This window comes from Prosthecobacter sp., assembly GCF_044236155.1.
Classification (GTDB): domain Bacteria; phylum Verrucomicrobiota; class Verrucomicrobiia; order Verrucomicrobiales; family Verrucomicrobiaceae; genus Prosthecobacter.
This window is the reverse complement of sequence record NZ_JBIIHA010000030.1, coordinates 1-17,766: the sequence shown is the minus strand read 5'-3', so window position 1 is coordinate 17,766 and position 17,766 is coordinate 1. Positions and strand designations below refer to the sequence as shown.

Sequence of the window (17,766 nt, the reverse complement as noted above, 5' to 3'; positions counted from 1 at the left end):
TCATGAGTAATCGAACACGAATCTACTCCGCGAAGGAGCGAGCCGCGGAGAACGGTGCCAAGAATCCAGCGGAGGAACGCACGGAGCGCGAACTCCGGCAAAGTCTCATCACGGCTCACGGGGAACCTGCATTCTACCGGAGCACGGACGGCGAACTGTCCAGCATCACGAAGTTTTCTCCGCCCTTCTTCGCTGGCCTCTACGGTGCCAAGCATGACGTGCTTTGGGAGCCGGAGGAACAGCGCTTTTACGATTACGAAAAGGCTACGGGCCTCTGGCGAGTGATGACGGAGGAAAAGCTCGTGGCGTGTGTCCGCTCCTTCATGCTGGCGGAGAGCAGGCGGAGCGAGATCGCTTCCGGCTATCCTTCCTTGAACCTGGAGGAGCGGCTTTGCTTGAAGTCAGATCACGAGATCGTGTATCGGCTGAAGGCCATCGCGGAAGCGCGGGACGTGTTCAAGCGGGACGTGGATTTCATGCACGGCGAGCGCTTCATTCACTTCGCGAACGGGGTGTTCGTGCTCCGTGATGGAGTTCCGGCCGGATTTCGCGAGGGCTTCGACAAGCGGCACTATTCGCGCAATCGCTGCCCCGTGAACTACGACCCGTCGGCGGACTGTCCCCGGACGGTGAACGAGTTCCTTCTCCCGGCGCTCAACCCGGACACGGCGGAAGCAGACCTCGATTTGCTCTTTGCCTTTCTCGGCTTCGGGCTTCTCGGCTTCAATGCGCTTCAGAAAATCCTCATTCTTCAGGGAGCGAGCCAGAGCGGGAAGAGCACTTTCGGAAAGCTGGCGGCGCTACTCGTGGGCGGAGAGAACACGGCACAGCTTCGCACGCATCTCTTGCACGAGCGCTTTGAACTCGGCTCCTTCATCGGGCGGACTCTGCTTCTCGGAGCGGACGTGAACCCGAAGTTCTTCCTCTCTCCCGGCGCGGAAGTTTTGAAGGCACTCACGGGCGGCGACTTGATGCAGGCGGAGCTGAAGCAGGGCAACGCACGGCCCACGTTCTACGGCATCTTCAACGTGATCGTGGCGACGAATGACGAGCTGCGAATCAAGATGCAGGGAGATCGTGACGCGTGGGCGCGGCGGCTCGTGGTAGTGCGCTTCATGGCTCACGAGCTGAAGCAGCGCATTCGCGACCTGGAGCGCGTGCTCCTTCGGGAAGAAGGCTCCGGCATCGCGAACCGTGCGTTGCACACGGCGCTCGCGTGCCTCGTCTCCGGCAAGCTCCCGCTTCTCCCGGCACAGCAGCGGCTCATTGATGACATGCTTGACCGCTCCGACCCCGTGCGGGAATTCGTGCTTGATCGGATCGAGAAGAAGGACGGCGAGTCTCTCCCGAAAAAAGACATTCGGGAGCGCTTCAAAGACGAGTGCAAACTCCGGCGGTGGAACGTGCCAAGTGATCGCGAGATCGGGGCACGGCTTCCCGTCGTGATGAAGGAGTTGTTCGGAGCGGACGAATCGAACAGCGTGAAGGACTTCGCCGGACACGATGCCGTGGGCTATCGCGGCGTGGCGTGGCGCACGGATTGAGCGCACGCTCCCCCGGTTCCCCTCGATATCTGACGGCGCGAAAGGCTCCCAGCGCGGTGAAATCGCGCTTTCTCACTCATGCGGGAGACGAGCCCCCCCGGCATAAGGAATCTTTTTGCTGCCCCTCTCTCCACTCGGGTTTTGCGTCTCCCTGCTTTTCCGCGTGATGTCGCGACATCGCCAAAGCGACGCGCAAACGCGCAAAGGGTAGTCGCTATTTGCGCTTTGGTGTCGCTATTTGCGCTTTGCGACAAAGGCGCGGCCAAAGTCTCCCACCGGCTCCCACGAGACTCCCGGCACTTTCCCGCAGAATCAAGGCGTTGCGATGCATTGGGAGACTTGGGAGACTTCTTTTCCACCCATGCACATGAGATCAAAAAGGGAAGAAGCAGGAGAGCAGGGAGAGAGTATGAATAAGATCCAGGCCGGGAAGTCTCCCACGCCTCCCAAACACGCCGGAGCCATTGCAGATCAAGGGAACTCGTGGGAGTCGGGCGGGAGTCGAAAGGCCGATTTGGGAGACTTCCGGCCTTCAAAGTCAGATCGGGGGGGAGGCGGACTCGTCTGAGAAAATTGAGGGCGGAGAGCAGAAAAGATGTTTTTTCGCGGTGCGTTTTGCCTCGTAGGCTGCAAGCGTTAGCACGTCATGAGCGACAACAAAGACGAGCCCATTTTCACCTATCGCCACCGTCATCGCGTGCCAGTGAGCGGATCGCGCACAGCCTGCATAATTCTGGTGCTCGTCGGCCAGCCCTGCTTCCTCTTCTTCCATTGGATCATAGGCGCTGTGCTCCTTGCCGTCGCATGCCTCGTAGATGTAAAATATCGCAGCATTTACACCTGTGGCTATTGCGGCAACGAAGTCGCCCCGACCTGCAAACTCTGCCCCACCTGCCGCGCTGATCTCGACGCTGAGCCCTGATTTAGCACAAGGCTTCATGCCAGCTTAGCCGTGGGCGGCACGCGTGTCTTTTCTCGCGGGCACGAGTTTACCCGGCGGCACCTTCCGGCGCTCAAAGCACCGCCTGTCCTGGATTCCGGGAGAGCGTCCCGCCTTCCATGCGAGACCCGGAGGACTACGTTCCAGCCTGATTTTCGTGGCACGAGTCGGGCACGAGTTCCCCCGGAAACCTTGAGCGCCTCATTTCACTAGGGAACTCGTGGCGTAACTCGTGCCCAAACTCGTGCCATTTTAAGGCTGTTTTGAGGCTATTTTGTGCCATTTGGCCGTTTTTCCGACCCTCGAAAATCGGCCAACAAAAAGCCCTGTAACTCGTTGAATTACAGGGCTTTGAGATTGGTTGCGGGAGCAGGATTTGAACCTGCGACCTTCAGGTTATGAGCCTGACGAGCTACCGGGCTGCTCCATCCCGCGATTTGAAGGGCCGACAGAATCCGCTCTCCTGCGGAATTGGCAACCTGTTTTTCCCACGAACTTCATGACTTGCGCTGCAACGTCCCCTGTGGCTTCTCGTTGTCTGCTTCCCTTCATGAAAAACATCGCCCCAACCTTCTTCTTCGCCCTCGCGGGCATCGGCGCATTCGCCGCAGACACAAAACCGGCCGCTCCGGCGGCGGAAAAGCCCTCGCCCATCGGCTACTCGGACACACCGGTCATTCCCGGCACGAAGTGGAAGGTGCATGACATCGACCGTCCGCGTCCCAATGCCGTGGCTCCTGGCGAAAAGCCGGGTGCGCCGCCTTCGGATGCGATTGTGATCTTCGACGGCACGAACACCGACGCCCTCCAGGCCAAGGAGAAGGACGAGAAGGGCAAGGAAACCGGTAAAATGGTGCCCTGCCCATGGAAAATCGACAGCGGCGTGCTCATGATCGCCGGTGGTGACTGCTGGACGAAGCAGGAGTTTGGCAGCTGCCAGCTCCACCTCGAGTGGATGAGCGAGCCGCACACGAAGGGCAATTCGCAGAAGAAGGGCAACGCCGGCGTGTTCTTCATGGACCGCTACGAGTCCCAGATGCTGGACTGCGACAACAACCCCACCTACGCCGACGGCATGACGGGCAGCGTTTACGGCCAGACGCCGCCGCTGGTGAACGCCGTCCGCCCCGCCGGCCAGTGGCAGGTCTATGACATTGTCTTCACCGCCCCAAAGCTGGAAAATGGCAAAGTCGTCGAACCCGCCTACATCACGACCTTTGTGAACGGCATCTGCGTGCAGAACCACACGAAGATCATGGGGCCGACAAAGCACAAGAACATCACCGACTACAGCGGCGAATTTCCCGAAAAGGCACCGATCCGCATCCAGGACCACAAAAACGACCCGCCGGTGCGTCTTCGGAACGTCTGGATCAGGCCGCTGTGAGCTGAGTTTCCCGCTCACAACTCCATCTTTTCGAGCCGTCAGGGCCGGAGGTTTCCCCTCCGGCCCTGTTTGCTTTCTGGAAAGCTGGAAAGGCAAGGGCACCATAAATTAATACAGTAATTATGATTATTCTATTGAACTTAATGAATTCAGCTCCTAAAATTGAGTCGTCAGCCCTCAGTCACGAGCTTTCACACCCAGAACCCATGACCCAGCCTCGCAAGAGACGGGGTCCAACGCCTTTCGATCATGCCGCCTGTCTTCCAATCGCGCGCCGTCAAGGCCGCTGCCCTCGTCGGCAGCGGGTTTTCTTCTTTCACGCGGACGAGGCGTGCGGCGGAGGCCACGATCCTGACATTTCACGGATTGTGTGAGGATGCGGGCAGCCCGGACATCCTAGATTGGACCCTGCATCTACCGGTGGAGGTCTTTCGCAGCGTGTGCGCGATGCTGGCGTCTGATTACCGGGTGGTTTCCCTCGCAGACCTGATCGCGGCTCAGAACAATCAGCTCAGTCTGCCGGACAACTCGGTCGTCATCACTTTTGACGATGGCTACGAGTCCAATTTCAAACTGGCCTATCCCATCCTGAGGAGATTCAACTTGCCCGCGACCATCTTTGTCGCCACCGGCTTCCTTGATGGTGTGGACATGCTGTGGTTCCAGCGAGTGGACCTGGCGCTCGGACGCACGCGGAAGGAAACCCTGGAATGGAAAATCAACGGCAGGAAGCTGCGGCTTTACCTCGGCACGCGTGAGCAGCGCCAGCAGTCGCTGATGCAGTTGATGCCGGAGTTGAAGGAACTCCCCGACGCCGACCTCCTTGACGAGGTGGACCGCCTCGAACGCGCTCTGGAGGTGCATCCACCCACGCTGGTGGACCTGCCCGCTCCCATGCGACCGATGTCCTGGGACATGGCTCGTGAAATGGCCGACAGCGGCCTGATAGAGATCGGCGGCCACACGCACACGCATCCAATCCTCTCCCGTTGCGATTCCATGACGATGCGCGCGGAGATTTCCACCTGCCGCAACCGCATCCTTGCGGAGCTGGGTGACCTGCCAGCATCTTTCGCTTATCCCAACGGAGGAGAAGGGGATTATACCCGCGAGACGATGCTGCTTGTGCGTGAGGCCGGCTTCAAATGCGCGTGCAGCACCATCAACGGCCGCGTGGGCACCGAGGCGCCGATGTTCCAGCTCCCGCGTTATGGCTCTCCCGAATCCGTGTGGGAGGCCGAGGCCACGGTGTCCGGCGCTTTTGAGACGCTCAAAGAATGGAGGCGGAGCTGCCTGAAGGCGATGTCGCTGATATGAAAACGATCACACTCGACGCCACTGATGCGATGCTGCTGCCCGCAGGGCCGTCGGCGCGTGTTTCAGTGCCCGTGCGGTCGCTTCCAGCGCCTGCATGTGACAGACGCCCCGTGGTGATGCACTACGCCTACACCATCGGCGGCGGCGGTGCGGAGGCGATGTTGATGAATCTCGCCGAGTCGCTCGATCCGGCGCAATTCCGCACCGTGGTCGTCGCTGTGAACGCGCGGCCCTGGCCGCACCATTTGAGGCGTCTGAAAGAGGCCGGGGTGGACGTGCATGACCTTGAGGGCATCGCGTTCCTAAAGCACGAAACGCTCGCCCGCCTGCGTGCCGTGCTGCGTGCGGAGCGTCCGGACATCGTGCAAACCTGGATGCATCATGCTGATCTCGTCGGTGGATGGGCGGCATGGCTTTCAGGTGTGAAAAACATCGTCTGGAGCATCCACTGCCGTGAAATCCACCGCAATCCCGGCGACAGCGTCCGCAAGGTCGCGTTTTTCCGCCGCGTCCTCTCGCTCAGCTCCCGGTTCATCCCAAAACGGATCATCTCCTGCTCCGCCGCCGCCATCGAGGACCACACCGCCATCGGCTATCCGCGCTCCAAAATGCGCTGGATTCCGAATGGCATCGATCCAGCACGCTTCAAGCCGGACATGGACGCCGCGCTCGACACACGCGCCGAGCTGCGGCTGCCGCCCAACGCGCCCGTCGTCGGTTTCATAGGCCGTTTTCACGAGATGAAGGACCTGCCGACCTTCCTGCGTGCCGCAGCGATCCTGCAAAACGAAGTGCCTGACGCGCATTTCGTCCTCTGCGGCGGCGTCGAGGTCGAGATGGACGCCGAATCACGCGCCTTGCTCGCCCAGCTCCCACGTCGCGACCAGGTGCGCTTCGAATCATTCCGCTCCGATCCCTGGCGGCTGTATCCCGCGTTCAGCGTGTTCTCTCTCTCCTCCCGCACCGAGGCCTGCCCGATGACCGTTATCGAATCGATGGCCTGTGGCGTTCCGTGCGTCACCACGGACGTGGGAGATTGCTCCCGTCTGCTCGAAGGCACAGGGAAAGTCGTTCCCGCACATGACGCGGCGGCTCTCGCGCAGGCCTGGGAGGAAACGCTGCGCCTCGGACCCGCCGCACGCGAAGACATCGCGAAAAGATCACGCGAGCGTGTGCTGGAGCAGTTCACCATTGCGCAAGCCTCACGGCAGTATGCGGAAACCTATGCGCAGCTCATGGAGGTGCGAAAATGAAGCCCGCTCTCCTGCTTTCCGCTCTTGGCGGCATCGCCTTCGCGCAACCGGTGCAGATCTCGCTTTGCGATGGCATGACGCGCATCCCGCGTGAGGGCACTCCGCCCTCCGCGCAGACCATCGCTCTGCACGCCGCCCGCGGCGAATGGGAGCCGCTGCAGATCATCGTCACCGCCACACCGGCCCAGCTCAAAACGATCGACGTGCGCGCCAGCGGCATCGCGCGCAAGGACTCTGACGCCCTGCTGCCCGCGCCGCTTGTGTTTCGCGAGCATTATGTGCGCGTCTCAAAATCCACGCCGATGGCCCCGCTGCCGCCGGGAGATTACGCCGACGCCTTGATGCCCCTGGATATGCCCGCGCAGGAAATCAGCGGGGACAAAGTCGTGAACCAGCCCTTCTGGGTGGATGTCTTCGTGCCCTACACCACCGCCGCGGGCGATTACTTCGGCGAGGTGCGTTTCAAGCTCGCCGACGGCTCCGAGCACACCGCCGTTTACACGCTGAAGGTCTGGGACTTCGATCTTCCCGTCGTCCCGTCGCTGCGCACCTCCATCATGACCACCGTGCGCCGCGTCGCCGAAGTGCATGGTCTTGAATACAAGGACAACACGCCATCCCTCACGCATGCGGGGCTGTTGAACGAGTATTATGACCTCTTCGCCGCGCATCGTTTGAGCGTGGATCAAATCTTCGGCAGCTATCCTGAAGCCGCCACAGGCTTGCTCGATGAGGACAAGGCGGAGCGCGCCTTGCGAAAGCACCTGCTGCACCGCCATTGCAGCACCATCGGCCTGCCGATCTGGCCGCAGTGGCCGTTCGCTGATCCGCTCGGCAAAGACCGTGACGCAGCGATGGGCTACGTCGCCCAGTGGATGAAGCTGCTGGTGAAAATCCGCTGCGAATCACGCGGCTACGTCATCATGGGCGACCTCGACGAGCCGAATGACGCCGCCGCCTACGAGAACGTGCGCCGCTGGGGCGAGTTCTTCAACGAAGTCGAGAAGAAGCATGGCATCCGCGTGCCTTTGCTCATCACCGAGCAGCCGACGGCGGAAAAAGCCGCGTGGGGCACGCTCAACGGCTCCGTGGACATCTGGGTGCCGCATTTCAGCTCCGTGTGGAAGGACATGGAATGGGCCGGCGGAAAACATGACATCGCCCTGCGGCGTCAGGCCGGTGACGAAGTCTGGGCCTACGCGGCTCTGGTGCAGATGCCGGACGAGTGGGAAAAGCAGCACGGAATGCCGAAGAAACTCGAGAGCGGTTTTCCGCCGGTCTGGGCTCTCGATTATCCGCCGATGGCGCACCGCGTCACCGGCTGGCTGCTGCCCAAACATGGCATCACCGGCCTAACCTACTGGGACACGCTCTTCGCCGCCGATGGCGTCGATGTGTGGAGCGACGCGGGCACGTTCAAAACGCCCGACGGCGCGATTTACAACGGCGACGGCTCCTACATCTACCCCGCCACGGAAAAACGCCACGGCCGTCATGCCCCTGTGGCTTCGATGCGCTTGAAATGGCTGCGCGAAACAGCCGAGGACTATGATTACCTCACGCTCGCACGCCAGTTCGGCCTGCATGAGGAGGCGCAGCGCCTCGCTGCCAGTTTTGCACGGGGATTCGGAGACTGGGACAACAACCCCGGCATGCTCATGGACGCCCGTCACCAGCTTGGCGCCATGCTTGAAACCGCGCATCAGCGCAAACAGACCGCCGCCGTGCAGAAAGGAGGCGCGCAATGACCGCCGTGCTTTCCGCATCACCGTTGGCGGGCCGGCATGGCGCGCCCAAGCTCGAGCTCGTGCGCGATGAGGCTGGCTTTCTCGCCTTGGAGCCGTTTTGGGACGTCCTTGTCGAACAGATGGCCACGCGCACCCCGTTCCTGCGTTGGGACTGGATGCGTGTGTGGTGGGAGGAATGCGGCGCGGGCGCGCAGCTCGCGCTCGGTGTGCTGCGTGACACCGAAGGCGTTCCGCAGGCCATCGCGCCGCTCATGCTCGCCCGCGAGGACGACCGTGCGCGCCGTCACCTCGTCACGCTCGCCTTCCTCGGCGGTTTCGGCCCCGCGCATGGCGAAAGGCTTGATTTCATCGTGCCCGCCGGCCGCGAGGACGAGCTGACGCCGCTGCTCTGCCGGGCTTTCACTTTGCTGCGTGATGAATGCGACCTCGTGCGGCTGAGTTTTGTGCCGCAGGAGTCTCCGAACACCCCGCACCTCTTCGCGGCTTTGGAGCAGAATTTCATTCGTTCAGGGGTTTTGAACCGCAACGCCTGCCGCTGCATCACCCTGCCGGCCACGTGGGAGCAGATCGAGTCGCGGCACAGCACCAACTGGCGCGGCGCGCTGCGCCGGAAGTGGCGTGCGTTCACCAAGGAACATGAAGGCATCATCACCCGGGCGGGAGAGCGCGTGCCTCATGCGCATGCGTTCGACGAGCTGTGCCGTCTGCATGCGGTGAATTTCCCGCCTGGCGTCTCCACCTTCGCAACACCGGCCGCTGCGCGGCTGCACCGTCGCATTGCGTCAGCCTGGCTGCCCCGGGAACGTGCGGTCATGCCTCTGCTCGAGTCACGCGGCCGGATCATCGCCGCCGTTTACGGCTTCATCGAGCGCGGGGAGTTTTTCCAATACCAGATGGGCTGGGATGACACGCTGGCGCGCCTTTCGCCCGGAAAGCTGGTCGTCGGCGCCTGTGTGATGCACGCGATCCGCCTCAGGCTGGGCATGTTCGACATGCTGCCGGGCGACTACGAGTACAAGCAGCAGTGGAGCGACTCCACGCGCTGGCTGCTCGACCTCGAGGCTCACAACCCCACCAGCCTGCGCGCCACCGTTTTCAACACGCTGCGCGCCGCGCGGCGGAAATTCAGCCATTCAACCCCGGAGGAACGCGCCGCATGAAGCTCCTCGTCCTCACCGCCGACGCGAACACACTCGTCTATCATCGCGGCGATCTGATCCGCGACTTCGCCGCGCATGGCTGCGAGGTCGTCACTGCCGCGGCGGAGGATTATCCGCATGTGCGTGAATTTGTCGGCAAACTCGGCGGCAGGCACCGTGCCATCCGCATGGCGCGCTCGAAGATCAATCCGCTGAAGGATCTCGTCACTCTCTGTGACATGTGGCGGCTGTTCCGCTCGGAAAAACCGGACGCGCTCTTCGCCTACACGATCAAGTCGGTCGTTTATGGCTGCGTCATCGCGCGCCTGGCCGGCATCCGCCGTGTTTACGCATTGCTGCCAGGCCTGGGCTTCACCTTTGTCAAACCGGTGACGTGGAAGCAAAAGATCGTCAGCTTCATTTCCGAGGCGCTGCACCGCTTCGCGCTGAAGCGCGCAGATGTGATCTTCATGCAGAATCACGACGATGTCACTCTCTTCACCGGCATGAACATGCTGCCGCAAGGCGTGCCCGTGCATGTCACCGCCGGTTCCGGCGTGAACATAGAAGAATTCGGCCACGCGCCGCTGGAAAACGACGCGGACATCGCCGCAGGCCGCATCCGCTTCGTGCTCGTGAGCCGCCTGCTCATCAGCAAGGGCGTGCGAGTGTTCGCGGAGGCCGCGCGGCGCATAAAGCAGCTCCAGCCGCACGCGGAATTTCATCTCGTGGGCCCGTTTGACCCGAATCCAAACCGTGTGGACGAGAGCGAGGTGCGCCAGTGGGTCGCCGAAGGCACTCTCACGCACTACGGCATGGTCAGGGATGTCGCCCCGCTGCTCAAAACGATGCACGTCTTCGTTTTGCCGACGTGGTATCGCGAAGGCGTGCCACACGCGACCCTGGAGGCGCTCGCGACGGGACGCCCTGTCATCACAACGAACTCCGTCGGCGCGCGTGAATGCGTCAAACTCACCGCCGAGGGCGAAACGCAGCGCGAAAACGGCGAGATGCTCATGCAGGGCGAGAACGGCTTCCTCTGCCAGCCGCAGAACATCGCCGCCGTCGAGTGCGCGATGGAGTGGTATCTTGCGAATCCCGCGCAGATCGCCGCGCAGGGCCAAGGCAGCCGTCAACTTGCCGCCGATGTCTTCGACGTGCGCCTCGTGAACGAGATCATCATCCGCGCCATGCGCCTGCAGAAGGCTGTCCGCGGTGAATTCGCCGTTCATTCCTCATTGGCCCTTCCTCATTCGTCCTTCTGACCATCATGGCCATTCCTTACAGCATGCATCCCGTTCCGACCGCGCCCCAGCCCGGTTTAGGAGCCATGCTTGCGCTCGCGCCTTCACGCAGCCTGGCTCCCATGGCTCCCTCCATGACGATGCCCGCGCAGCCGGGCATGTCGCCGGTGTTTGATCCGCGCGCGTTCCTTCCGCCGGTCAATCCGCGCGACTTCGAGGTGCAGCCGCTCATCAGCGTGGCGGATGTGCTCGGCTACATCCGCAAATACTGGCCTGCGGGCGCGTTTCTCGGCCTGCTGCTGGCCGCGTTCACCTTTTATTACCTCGGCATGGGGGTGAAGATCTACGAGGCGGAGTCTCAGTTGCTGCTGCGCATCCAGGACGCGAACGTGTTCAACTTCGAGGCCATGGCCACACGGGGTGTCACGGAGCTGAGCGCTCCCCAGCTCATCAACAACCACCGCACCGAGCTGCTCTCCCGCCGCTTCCTCGCCCACTTCTACGACCACTTTGACGCGCAGAAGCGGGATGCGTATCTGAAACGCGAGGCGGACTCGCTCAGCCGTAAGGACGAGCTCATGAAGCTCATGGGATTGTACAAACCCGGCAAGCCGGGTGATCCGAAGGAACGCTTCATCGACCTGATGATCGCGAACGTGCGCGTGGAGCCGCTGAAGGAGTCCCATGTGCTGCGCGTGCAGGTGCGCGACCGTGATCCGCGCCTCGCCGCCGACTTTGCCAACGAGTACATCGAGGAATACATCAGTTACGTCGGAGAGCAGGAGTCGAAGATCAGCGCGGACGCCTCCAGCTACCTCGAAAAGAAGTCCGAGGAGCTGCAAAAGCGCCTGCGCGAGTCTGAGCAGAAGCTGGCCGAGTATCGCAAAAGCCAGGGCATCATGGAGGACACGGACACCAAGGACATTTCGAATGACAAGGTGCGCCAGCTCAACGCCGCCATCACCGAGGCCGACTTGAAGCTTACCAAGGCCAAAAGCGACCTCGACAACCTCGTGGCCGCGCAGAATGCCGGCCGTGACCTCACGGAGCTGAAGCTCTTCGCGGACAATCCGGACGTGGCCTACATCCGCAAGCAGCTTGACGCCAAGATCGCCGAACGTGCGCCGCTGGAGGCCACCTGCGGCCGCAAGCACCCGCGCATGATCGGCCTTGCCAACGAGATCGACGCGCTGAAATCCGCTCTCGACCGTGCGGTGGCCGCCGTCGTCAGCATGATCCAGGCGGAGGTGGAGACCCAGCAGCGGCAGATCGTCGATTACCGCCACCAGCTCGAGGACGCGCGCGGCGTGGCGCTGGATCTCAACGGCAAAAACGTGCAGCAGAGCCTCCTGCGCGACCAAGTGCGCATGGACCGCGACTTGTATGAGAAAATCGAGATGCGCCGCAGCCAGGCCGCGCTCACAGGACAGTTCCGCGACAGCGGCCTGCTGCGTGTGGCGGACGTGGCCATGGTGCCTGAAAAACCTGTGAAACCCAACAAGCCCGTAGCCGCCGTGGCCGCCGTGATGCTTTTCGGCCTGTCCCTCATCGGGCTGCCCCTGGGTCGCGGCATTTTCAACGACCATGTGCGCCAGCTTTTCAGCGCCACAAATGCAAACCCTGCAGTGCAGGAGGTTGAACGCCAGCGGCAGCACGCAATGCCATACATGCAGGGCACGGGCGGCTTCCCCGCGCCTGTGGCCTCACCTTTTGCGGTTGCGAACCCTGCCACGACCGCGTTGCCGGCCATGGAGCCCACTCCGGCCCCGCGCCAGCAAACACGGCTCATGCCTGCCATCAAACCGCTGGATGCTTCGACCACGATTCTCGCGCGTCTGCCTTATGTGCACGGCATCACACCGGAAGCGATGCTTTCGGAGCTCCTCAAGCCCGAGCCTGTCGGCGCTTCCAGCGCCCTGCATCAGCTCACCACCACATTGGAGCATCAGGCGATGAACCGTGGAAGCACCGCTGGTGTCGTGCTCGTCACCAGCGCCGGCACGGGCGAGGGCAAGACGCTTGTCTCTGCCGCGCTGGCCGCCGCGTTCTGCCACCAGGGGCGCCGCGTGTTCATGATGGAGTGCAATCCGTCCTCCCCCACGCTGCATCAATGGTTCCCGCGTGCGGCACAGGGTTACGGCGCCTACGCGCAGCACATCGAGGCGCTGCGCTACGGCCACAGCAATCTTTTCCTGCTCCCCGGCTGCGACCTGCCCGCGCATGCGACGAATGAGCTTCTCGACGGCTATCGCACCTGGATCGAGCGCGCGAAGACGGAGGTCGATTGGATCATTCTCGATGCTTCGCCTTTGCTGAAAAGCTTTGCCAACGTCGCCCCGCTGGCCCCGCTGGCCACGGACGTGCTGATCGTCAATAACCCTTCAGTGACCACCCCGGCCCAGTTGCGCGCTGGACTCGCCCTGCTTCAGCCGATGATGTCCTCCAGCGCGTTGCGCGGGATGGTGGTCAATGGTGGTTAAAACGCTTCAAAGCGTCAATCAGCGCCTGTGGTTCGGCAACACTGAGCATCACCGTGTAGCCGTCTGTCGTCGGAATTCGGGCGACATGTGTGCGGTCGGTGACGTAGACGAGCGCCTTGGTGCCGTTTCGCAGCTTGAACCATCCGGCGGCGTAGCCTGGCAGTCCGGTGCCCATCGTGCGCCATTTGGGCTGATGATCCCTGTCGATGTTGAGGTTGGTGACGACCGCTTCGTCGAGCTTGAGCGACTTGAGAGGGATCGTCCGTCCCCAGAGATCACCTTCAAGCCGCAGGCCGTCTTTGGAGACGGTGAATTGCGCATGCTGCATGGACCAGGCGAGCCAGCCCATCAGGAAAAGCAGGCCAACCAGCAGGAGGCAGATGATGCCGAAGAACCACACTGACTTGCTCGCGGCGGGGATCATGGGAAAGACGGTGGCGCTCATGGAGTGAGTTTGATCGTTTTTGAGCCGGGAAGCCAGGGAAACAACAGCGTCGCTGCTTTGAGCTCCTCCTGGCCGGATGCCGCCGGAGATGCGGGCATTAAAAAGTAGGTGTCAATCCTGCTAGCATCGCTATTTCTCCGTTTCCCTTCGCAATGAACACCCTCCAAACCTTCACCACCGGCTCCGGCTCCACTGGCAAATTTTACTCCCTCCCGGCTCTTGAGGCCGCGGGTATCGGCAAAGTCTCGAAGCTGCCGGTTTCCATCCGCATCGTGCTGGAGTCGTTGCTGCGCAATTTGGACGGCAAGAAGGTCACCGAGGCGGATGTGAAGAATCTCGCGAACTGGAACGCGAAAGCGCCCGGCGAGTATGAAATCCCGTTCACCGTCGCCCGCATCGTGCTGCAGGACTTCACGGGTGTGCCGCTTCTCGTCGATCTGGCCGCGATGCGTTCCAAAGTGAAGCAGCTCGGCAAGAATCCGAAGATGGTCGAGCCGCTGGTGCCCGTCGATCTCGTGGTGGACCACTCGGTGCAGGTCGATTTCGCCGGCACGCAGCAGGCGCTGAATCAAAACCTCGCGCTGGAGTTTGAGCGCAACAAGGAACGCTACCAGTTCCTGAAATGGGGCGAGCAGGCCTTCGATACCTTCAAAGTCGTGCCTCCCGGCATCGGCATCGTGCATCAGGTGAACCTCGAATACCTCGCGAAGGGTGTTTTGGAAAAAGATGGCGTGTATTACCCGGATTCGCTCGTCGGCACGGACTCGCACACGACGATGATCAACGGCCTCGGCGTTGTCGGTTGGGGCGTGGGCGGCATTGAAGCGGAAGCGGGCATGCTCGGCCAGCCGGTGACCTTCCTCGTGCCGGAAGTGGTCGGCGTTTACCTCACCGGAGCGCTTAAAGAAGGCGTCACCGCGACTGACCTCGTGCTCGAAGTGACTCAGAAGCTGCGCAAGCTCGGCGTTGTCGGCAAATTCGTCGAATTCTACGGCCCCGGCGCGGTCAGCCTGCCGGTCACCGATCGTGCGACCATCGCCAACATGGCGCCTGAGTATGGCGCGACGATGGGCTTCTTCGGCGTGGACGAAGAAACCGTCGCCTACCTGCGCGGCACCGGCCGCAGCGAGGAACTTTGCAAGACTGTCGAGGCCTACTACAAGGCGCAGGGCCTGTGGGGCATCCCCACCGAGAAAGGCAGCATCGAATTCACCACCGAGATGGAGATCGACCTCAGCGGCGTCGTGCCCTGCGTGTCCGGTCCGAAGCGTCCGCAGGACCGCATTGAGGTGCCTGCATTGAAAACGAAATTCCGCGACCTCCTCGGCGCGGATGTGAAGGCCGGTGGTTTCGGCAAAGCGGAGTCCTTCAAGCCCGCCGAAGTCGTCGTGAACAGCAAAGCCGACACGAAAGACACCATCACCGACGGCTCCGTGCTCATCGCCGCCATCACGAGCTGCACGAATACCTCCAATCCGAGCGTCATGCTCGCCGCCGGTCTCCTCGCGAAGAAAGCGAACGCCAAGGGCCTCACCGTGAAGCCTTCCGTCAAAACCAGCCTCGGCCCAGGCAGCCGCGTCGTGACCGATTACCTCACCAAGACCGGCCTCCAGGTCGAGCTCGACAAGCTCGGCTTCCAGACCGTCGGCTACGGCTGCACCACCTGCATCGGCAACTCCGGCCCGCTCGACGCTGGCATTGAAGATGTCGTCAAAGGCCAGGACGTCGTCGCCGCCTCCGTGCTCTCCGGGAACCGTAACTTTGAGGCTCGCGTGCATCAGAGCATCAAGGCAAACTTCCTCATGTCGCCCCCGCTCGTCGTCGCCTATGCCATCGCTGGCACTGTCGATATCGATTTGAGCAAGGACGAGCTCGTCGCCGGCAGCGGCGTCTATTTGAAGGACATCTGGCCCACGCTCAAAGAAGTGCGCGATGCCATGGAGTCCGCGCTTTCGCCCGATGTCTTCCGCAAGCTCTACACCGACTTCGCCTCGCAGAATCCGAAGTGGAACGAGATCCAGGGCAGCATCGGCGAAGTCTTCGAGTGGGACGGCAAATCCACCTACATCCAGCATCCGCCCTTCTTCGCCGACTTCAGCATGACCCCCGGCGACATCGTGGAAATCAAAGGCGCACGCCCGCTCGGCATCTTCGGCGACTCGGTCACCACCGATCACATCAGCCCCGCCGGAGCCATCAAGAAAGCCAGCCCCGCAGGCCGCTTCCTCACCGACAACGGCGTCACGCAGGCCGATTTCAACAGCTACGGCAGCCGTCGCGGCAATGACCTCGTCATGACCCGCGGAACCTTCGCCAACGTGCGCATCAAGAACCTCATGCTCGGCGGCAAAGAAGGCGGCGACACCTTGTTGCAGCCCGCAGGCACCGAAATGAGCATCTACGACGCGGCCGAGGCCTACAAAGCCGCAGGCACCCCGAGCATCATCCTCGGCGGTGAAGACTACGGCATGGGCTCCAGCCGCGACTGGGCCGCCAAAGGCACCCGTCTCCTCGGTGTGAAGGCCGTCATCACGAAGTCCTTCGAGCGCATCCACCGCAGCAACCTCGTCGGCATGGGCGTCCTGCCCTGCAACTTCAAGAACAAGGCCGACTACGACAAGGTCAAAGACCTCGCCGATGCCACCTTCGACCTCCTGGGCCTGTCCAACGACTTCAAGCCCATGAGCGAAGCCACCCTCCGCGTCCACAAGGCCGACGGCACGTCCTTCGACATCCCGCTGGTCGTCCGCATCGACACCCCCGTCGAAATCGACTACTACCGCGCCGGCGGCATCCTCCCCTACGTCCTCGCGCAGATCCTGCGTGCGAATGGTTGATCAGTGCGATTGAACTGTCAGACGAATGACAAAATCCGGGCTGCCGCAAGGCGCCCGGATTTTTTGCTTCTCGTATTCAATGCACCTCGCATCACGGTTTTTCGTGAGAGCGTGACGATAACGCGGTCTGAGTGGCTGTGATCAAACAGCAGCCGCGAAGCGTGAGCGCATTCTGAAGCGTATTGCGCGTGCGTTGGCATTCAAAGCATGGATGCGCAGCTTCGCGTAGAGCGGATGCTAACATGTCCCACATTCATCAGTGCTGATGCGCACGAGGAGAAAACGTGATGTGCATGCTGATACATGGAGTGAAAACGAAAGCACGATGGCCATCGTTGATCTCGCACAAGAACGGCAAACAAACTCATCGTGAGGAGTGGCGTTGCATGTGCCCGCCTCTTCTTCAACGAAGCTGATGTTGCCTTGAGGAAAGCAACGCACCTCAAAGGTTTCCAAGACTGTCAAGCCGGTAAAAGCCTGCTTTTTGAAAAAGTTTGAGCACCGAATACGAGGATTGAAGAAAAAAGTTCAAAATCATGTTGCGGGGATTCGGAGTTGTACTAATCTCTCCGTCCCGCAGCGAAAAACGCGGGCTGAAAAAAAGGAAGTGCGAGAGGCAAAAGCAGCTCACTTTTCCCGAAATTCAGAAACGATCTTTCAGAAAACAGAAGCGACATTTGCGAGGTGAAAGCCAAGCAGTGTTGCTAGAAAACAGAAGGCTAAATTGTGCGCTGCGCGCGAAAGTGCGCAGGTGTCTGTGGTTTAAACAGACACAGTCAATTTGGCTGGCTTAAATGCCAGCAAAATATTTTTTTGGAGAGTTTGATTCTGGCTCAGAACGAACGCTGGCGGCGTGGATAAGACATGCAAGTCGAACGGGACTGTTGAGGTAGCAATATCGCGACAGTCCAGTGGCGAACGGGTGCGTAACACGTGGATACATTCCGGGAAGCGGGGGATAGCCCAGGGAAACTTGGATTAATACCGCATGTGATCGAGAGATCAAAGACGGGGACCGCAAGGCCTGTCACTTCCCGATTGGTCCGCGGCCTATCAGCTAGTTGGCGGGGTAAAAGCCCACCAAGGCTACGACGGGTAGCTGGTCTTAGAGGACGACCAGCCACACTGGAACTGAGACACGGTCCAGACACCTACGGGTGGCAGCAGTCGAGAATCTTTCACAATGGGGGCAACCCTGATGGAGCGACGCCGCGTGGAGGATAAGGTCTTCGGATTGTAAACTCCTGTCATGCGAGAACAAGGTTGCAGGGGTAACACCTTTGCAAATTGATGGTACCGCAAGAGGAAGAGACGGCTAACTCTGTGCCAGCAGCCGCGGTAATACAGAGGTCTCAAGCGTTGTTCGGAATCACTGGGCGTAAAGGGTGCGTAGGTGGCGTGGTAAGTCAGATGTGAAAGCCCGGGGCTCAAC

11 protein-coding genes, 1 tRNA gene and 1 rRNA gene are annotated in these 17,766 nt (G+C 61.2%); 10 read left to right on the top strand and 3 right to left on the bottom strand.

Annotated elements, in window-relative coordinates:
* Positions 1-2: 2 nt before the first annotated feature.
* A complete protein-coding gene (locus ACILSE_RS19680) occupies positions 3-1,544 on the top strand; it encodes a DUF5906 domain-containing protein (RefSeq protein ID WP_395719143.1) in 1,542 nt (513 codons plus the stop codon).
* A 538-nt stretch (positions 1,545-2,082) separates the two neighbouring features.
* Here the strand turns inward: ACILSE_RS19680 and ACILSE_RS19675 are convergent.
* On the bottom strand, positions 2,083-2,484 hold the full coding sequence (locus tag ACILSE_RS19675; protein WP_395719142.1) for a hypothetical protein: 402 nt from the start codon (positions 2,482-2,484) through the stop codon (positions 2,083-2,085).
* A 358-nt stretch (positions 2,485-2,842) separates the two neighbouring features.
* Positions 2,843-2,919: transfer RNA gene (locus ACILSE_RS19670), tRNA-Met, on the bottom strand.
* 115 nt (positions 2,920-3,034) lie between these two features.
* On the opposite strand from ACILSE_RS19670, the gene ACILSE_RS19665 reads away from it, so the two are divergent.
* From ACILSE_RS19665 to ACILSE_RS19635, 7 genes are all read left to right on the top strand, one after another.
* Positions 3,035-3,871 (top strand): DUF1080 domain-containing protein, encoded by an 837-nt coding sequence (locus ACILSE_RS19665; protein ID WP_395719141.1) that lies wholly within the window; start codon positions 3,035-3,037, stop codon positions 3,869-3,871.
* 249 nt (positions 3,872-4,120) lie between these two features.
* On the top strand, positions 4,121-5,188 hold the full coding sequence (locus ACILSE_RS19660) for a polysaccharide deacetylase family protein (protein WP_395719140.1): 1,068 nt from the start codon (positions 4,121-4,123) through the stop codon (positions 5,186-5,188).
* Positions 5,185-6,441, top strand: a complete 1,257-nt coding sequence (locus tag ACILSE_RS19655; protein ID WP_395719139.1) for a glycosyltransferase — start codon at positions 5,185-5,187, stop codon at positions 6,439-6,441. The genes ACILSE_RS19660 and ACILSE_RS19655 overlap by 4 nt, the downstream gene beginning before the upstream one ends.
* Complete coding sequence (locus tag ACILSE_RS19650) at positions 6,438-8,189, top strand: hypothetical protein (RefSeq protein WP_395719138.1); 1,752 nt, start codon at positions 6,438-6,440, stop codon at positions 8,187-8,189. The genes ACILSE_RS19655 and ACILSE_RS19650 overlap by 4 nt, the downstream gene beginning before the upstream one ends.
* Entirely contained in the window at positions 8,186-9,349 is a 1,164-nt protein-coding gene (locus ACILSE_RS19645) for a GNAT family N-acetyltransferase (RefSeq protein WP_395719137.1), read from the top strand. Before ACILSE_RS19650 ends, ACILSE_RS19645 begins: the two co-directional genes overlap by 4 nt.
* Complete coding sequence (locus tag ACILSE_RS19640; protein ID WP_395719136.1) at positions 9,346-10,593, top strand: glycosyltransferase family 4 protein; 1,248 nt, start codon at positions 9,346-9,348, stop codon at positions 10,591-10,593. The genes ACILSE_RS19645 and ACILSE_RS19640 overlap by 4 nt, the downstream gene beginning before the upstream one ends.
* Positions 10,594-10,694: 101 nt before the next feature.
* The gene (locus ACILSE_RS19635; protein WP_395719135.1) at positions 10,695-13,052 is read left to right on the top strand and encodes an exopolysaccharide transport family protein; all 2,358 of its coding nucleotides are present in this window, start codon (positions 10,695-10,697) and stop codon (positions 13,050-13,052) included.
* Here the strand turns inward: ACILSE_RS19635 and ACILSE_RS19630 are convergent.
* Positions 13,039-13,497: a PH domain-containing protein gene (locus tag ACILSE_RS19630; protein WP_395719134.1), complete on the bottom strand. Its 459-nt coding sequence runs from the start codon at positions 13,495-13,497 to the stop codon at positions 13,039-13,041. The genes ACILSE_RS19635 and ACILSE_RS19630 overlap by 14 nt on opposite strands.
* A 152-nt stretch (positions 13,498-13,649) precedes the next feature.
* Here ACILSE_RS19630 and acnA point away from each other — a divergent pair, with 152 nt between their 5' ends.
* Complete coding sequence (gene acnA / locus ACILSE_RS19625; RefSeq protein WP_395719133.1) at positions 13,650-16,334, top strand: aconitate hydratase AcnA; 2,685 nt, start codon at positions 13,650-13,652, stop codon at positions 16,332-16,334.
* 810 nt (positions 16,335-17,144) lie between these two features.
* Positions 17,145-17,766, top strand: a 16S ribosomal RNA gene (locus ACILSE_RS19620); the annotation flags it as partial.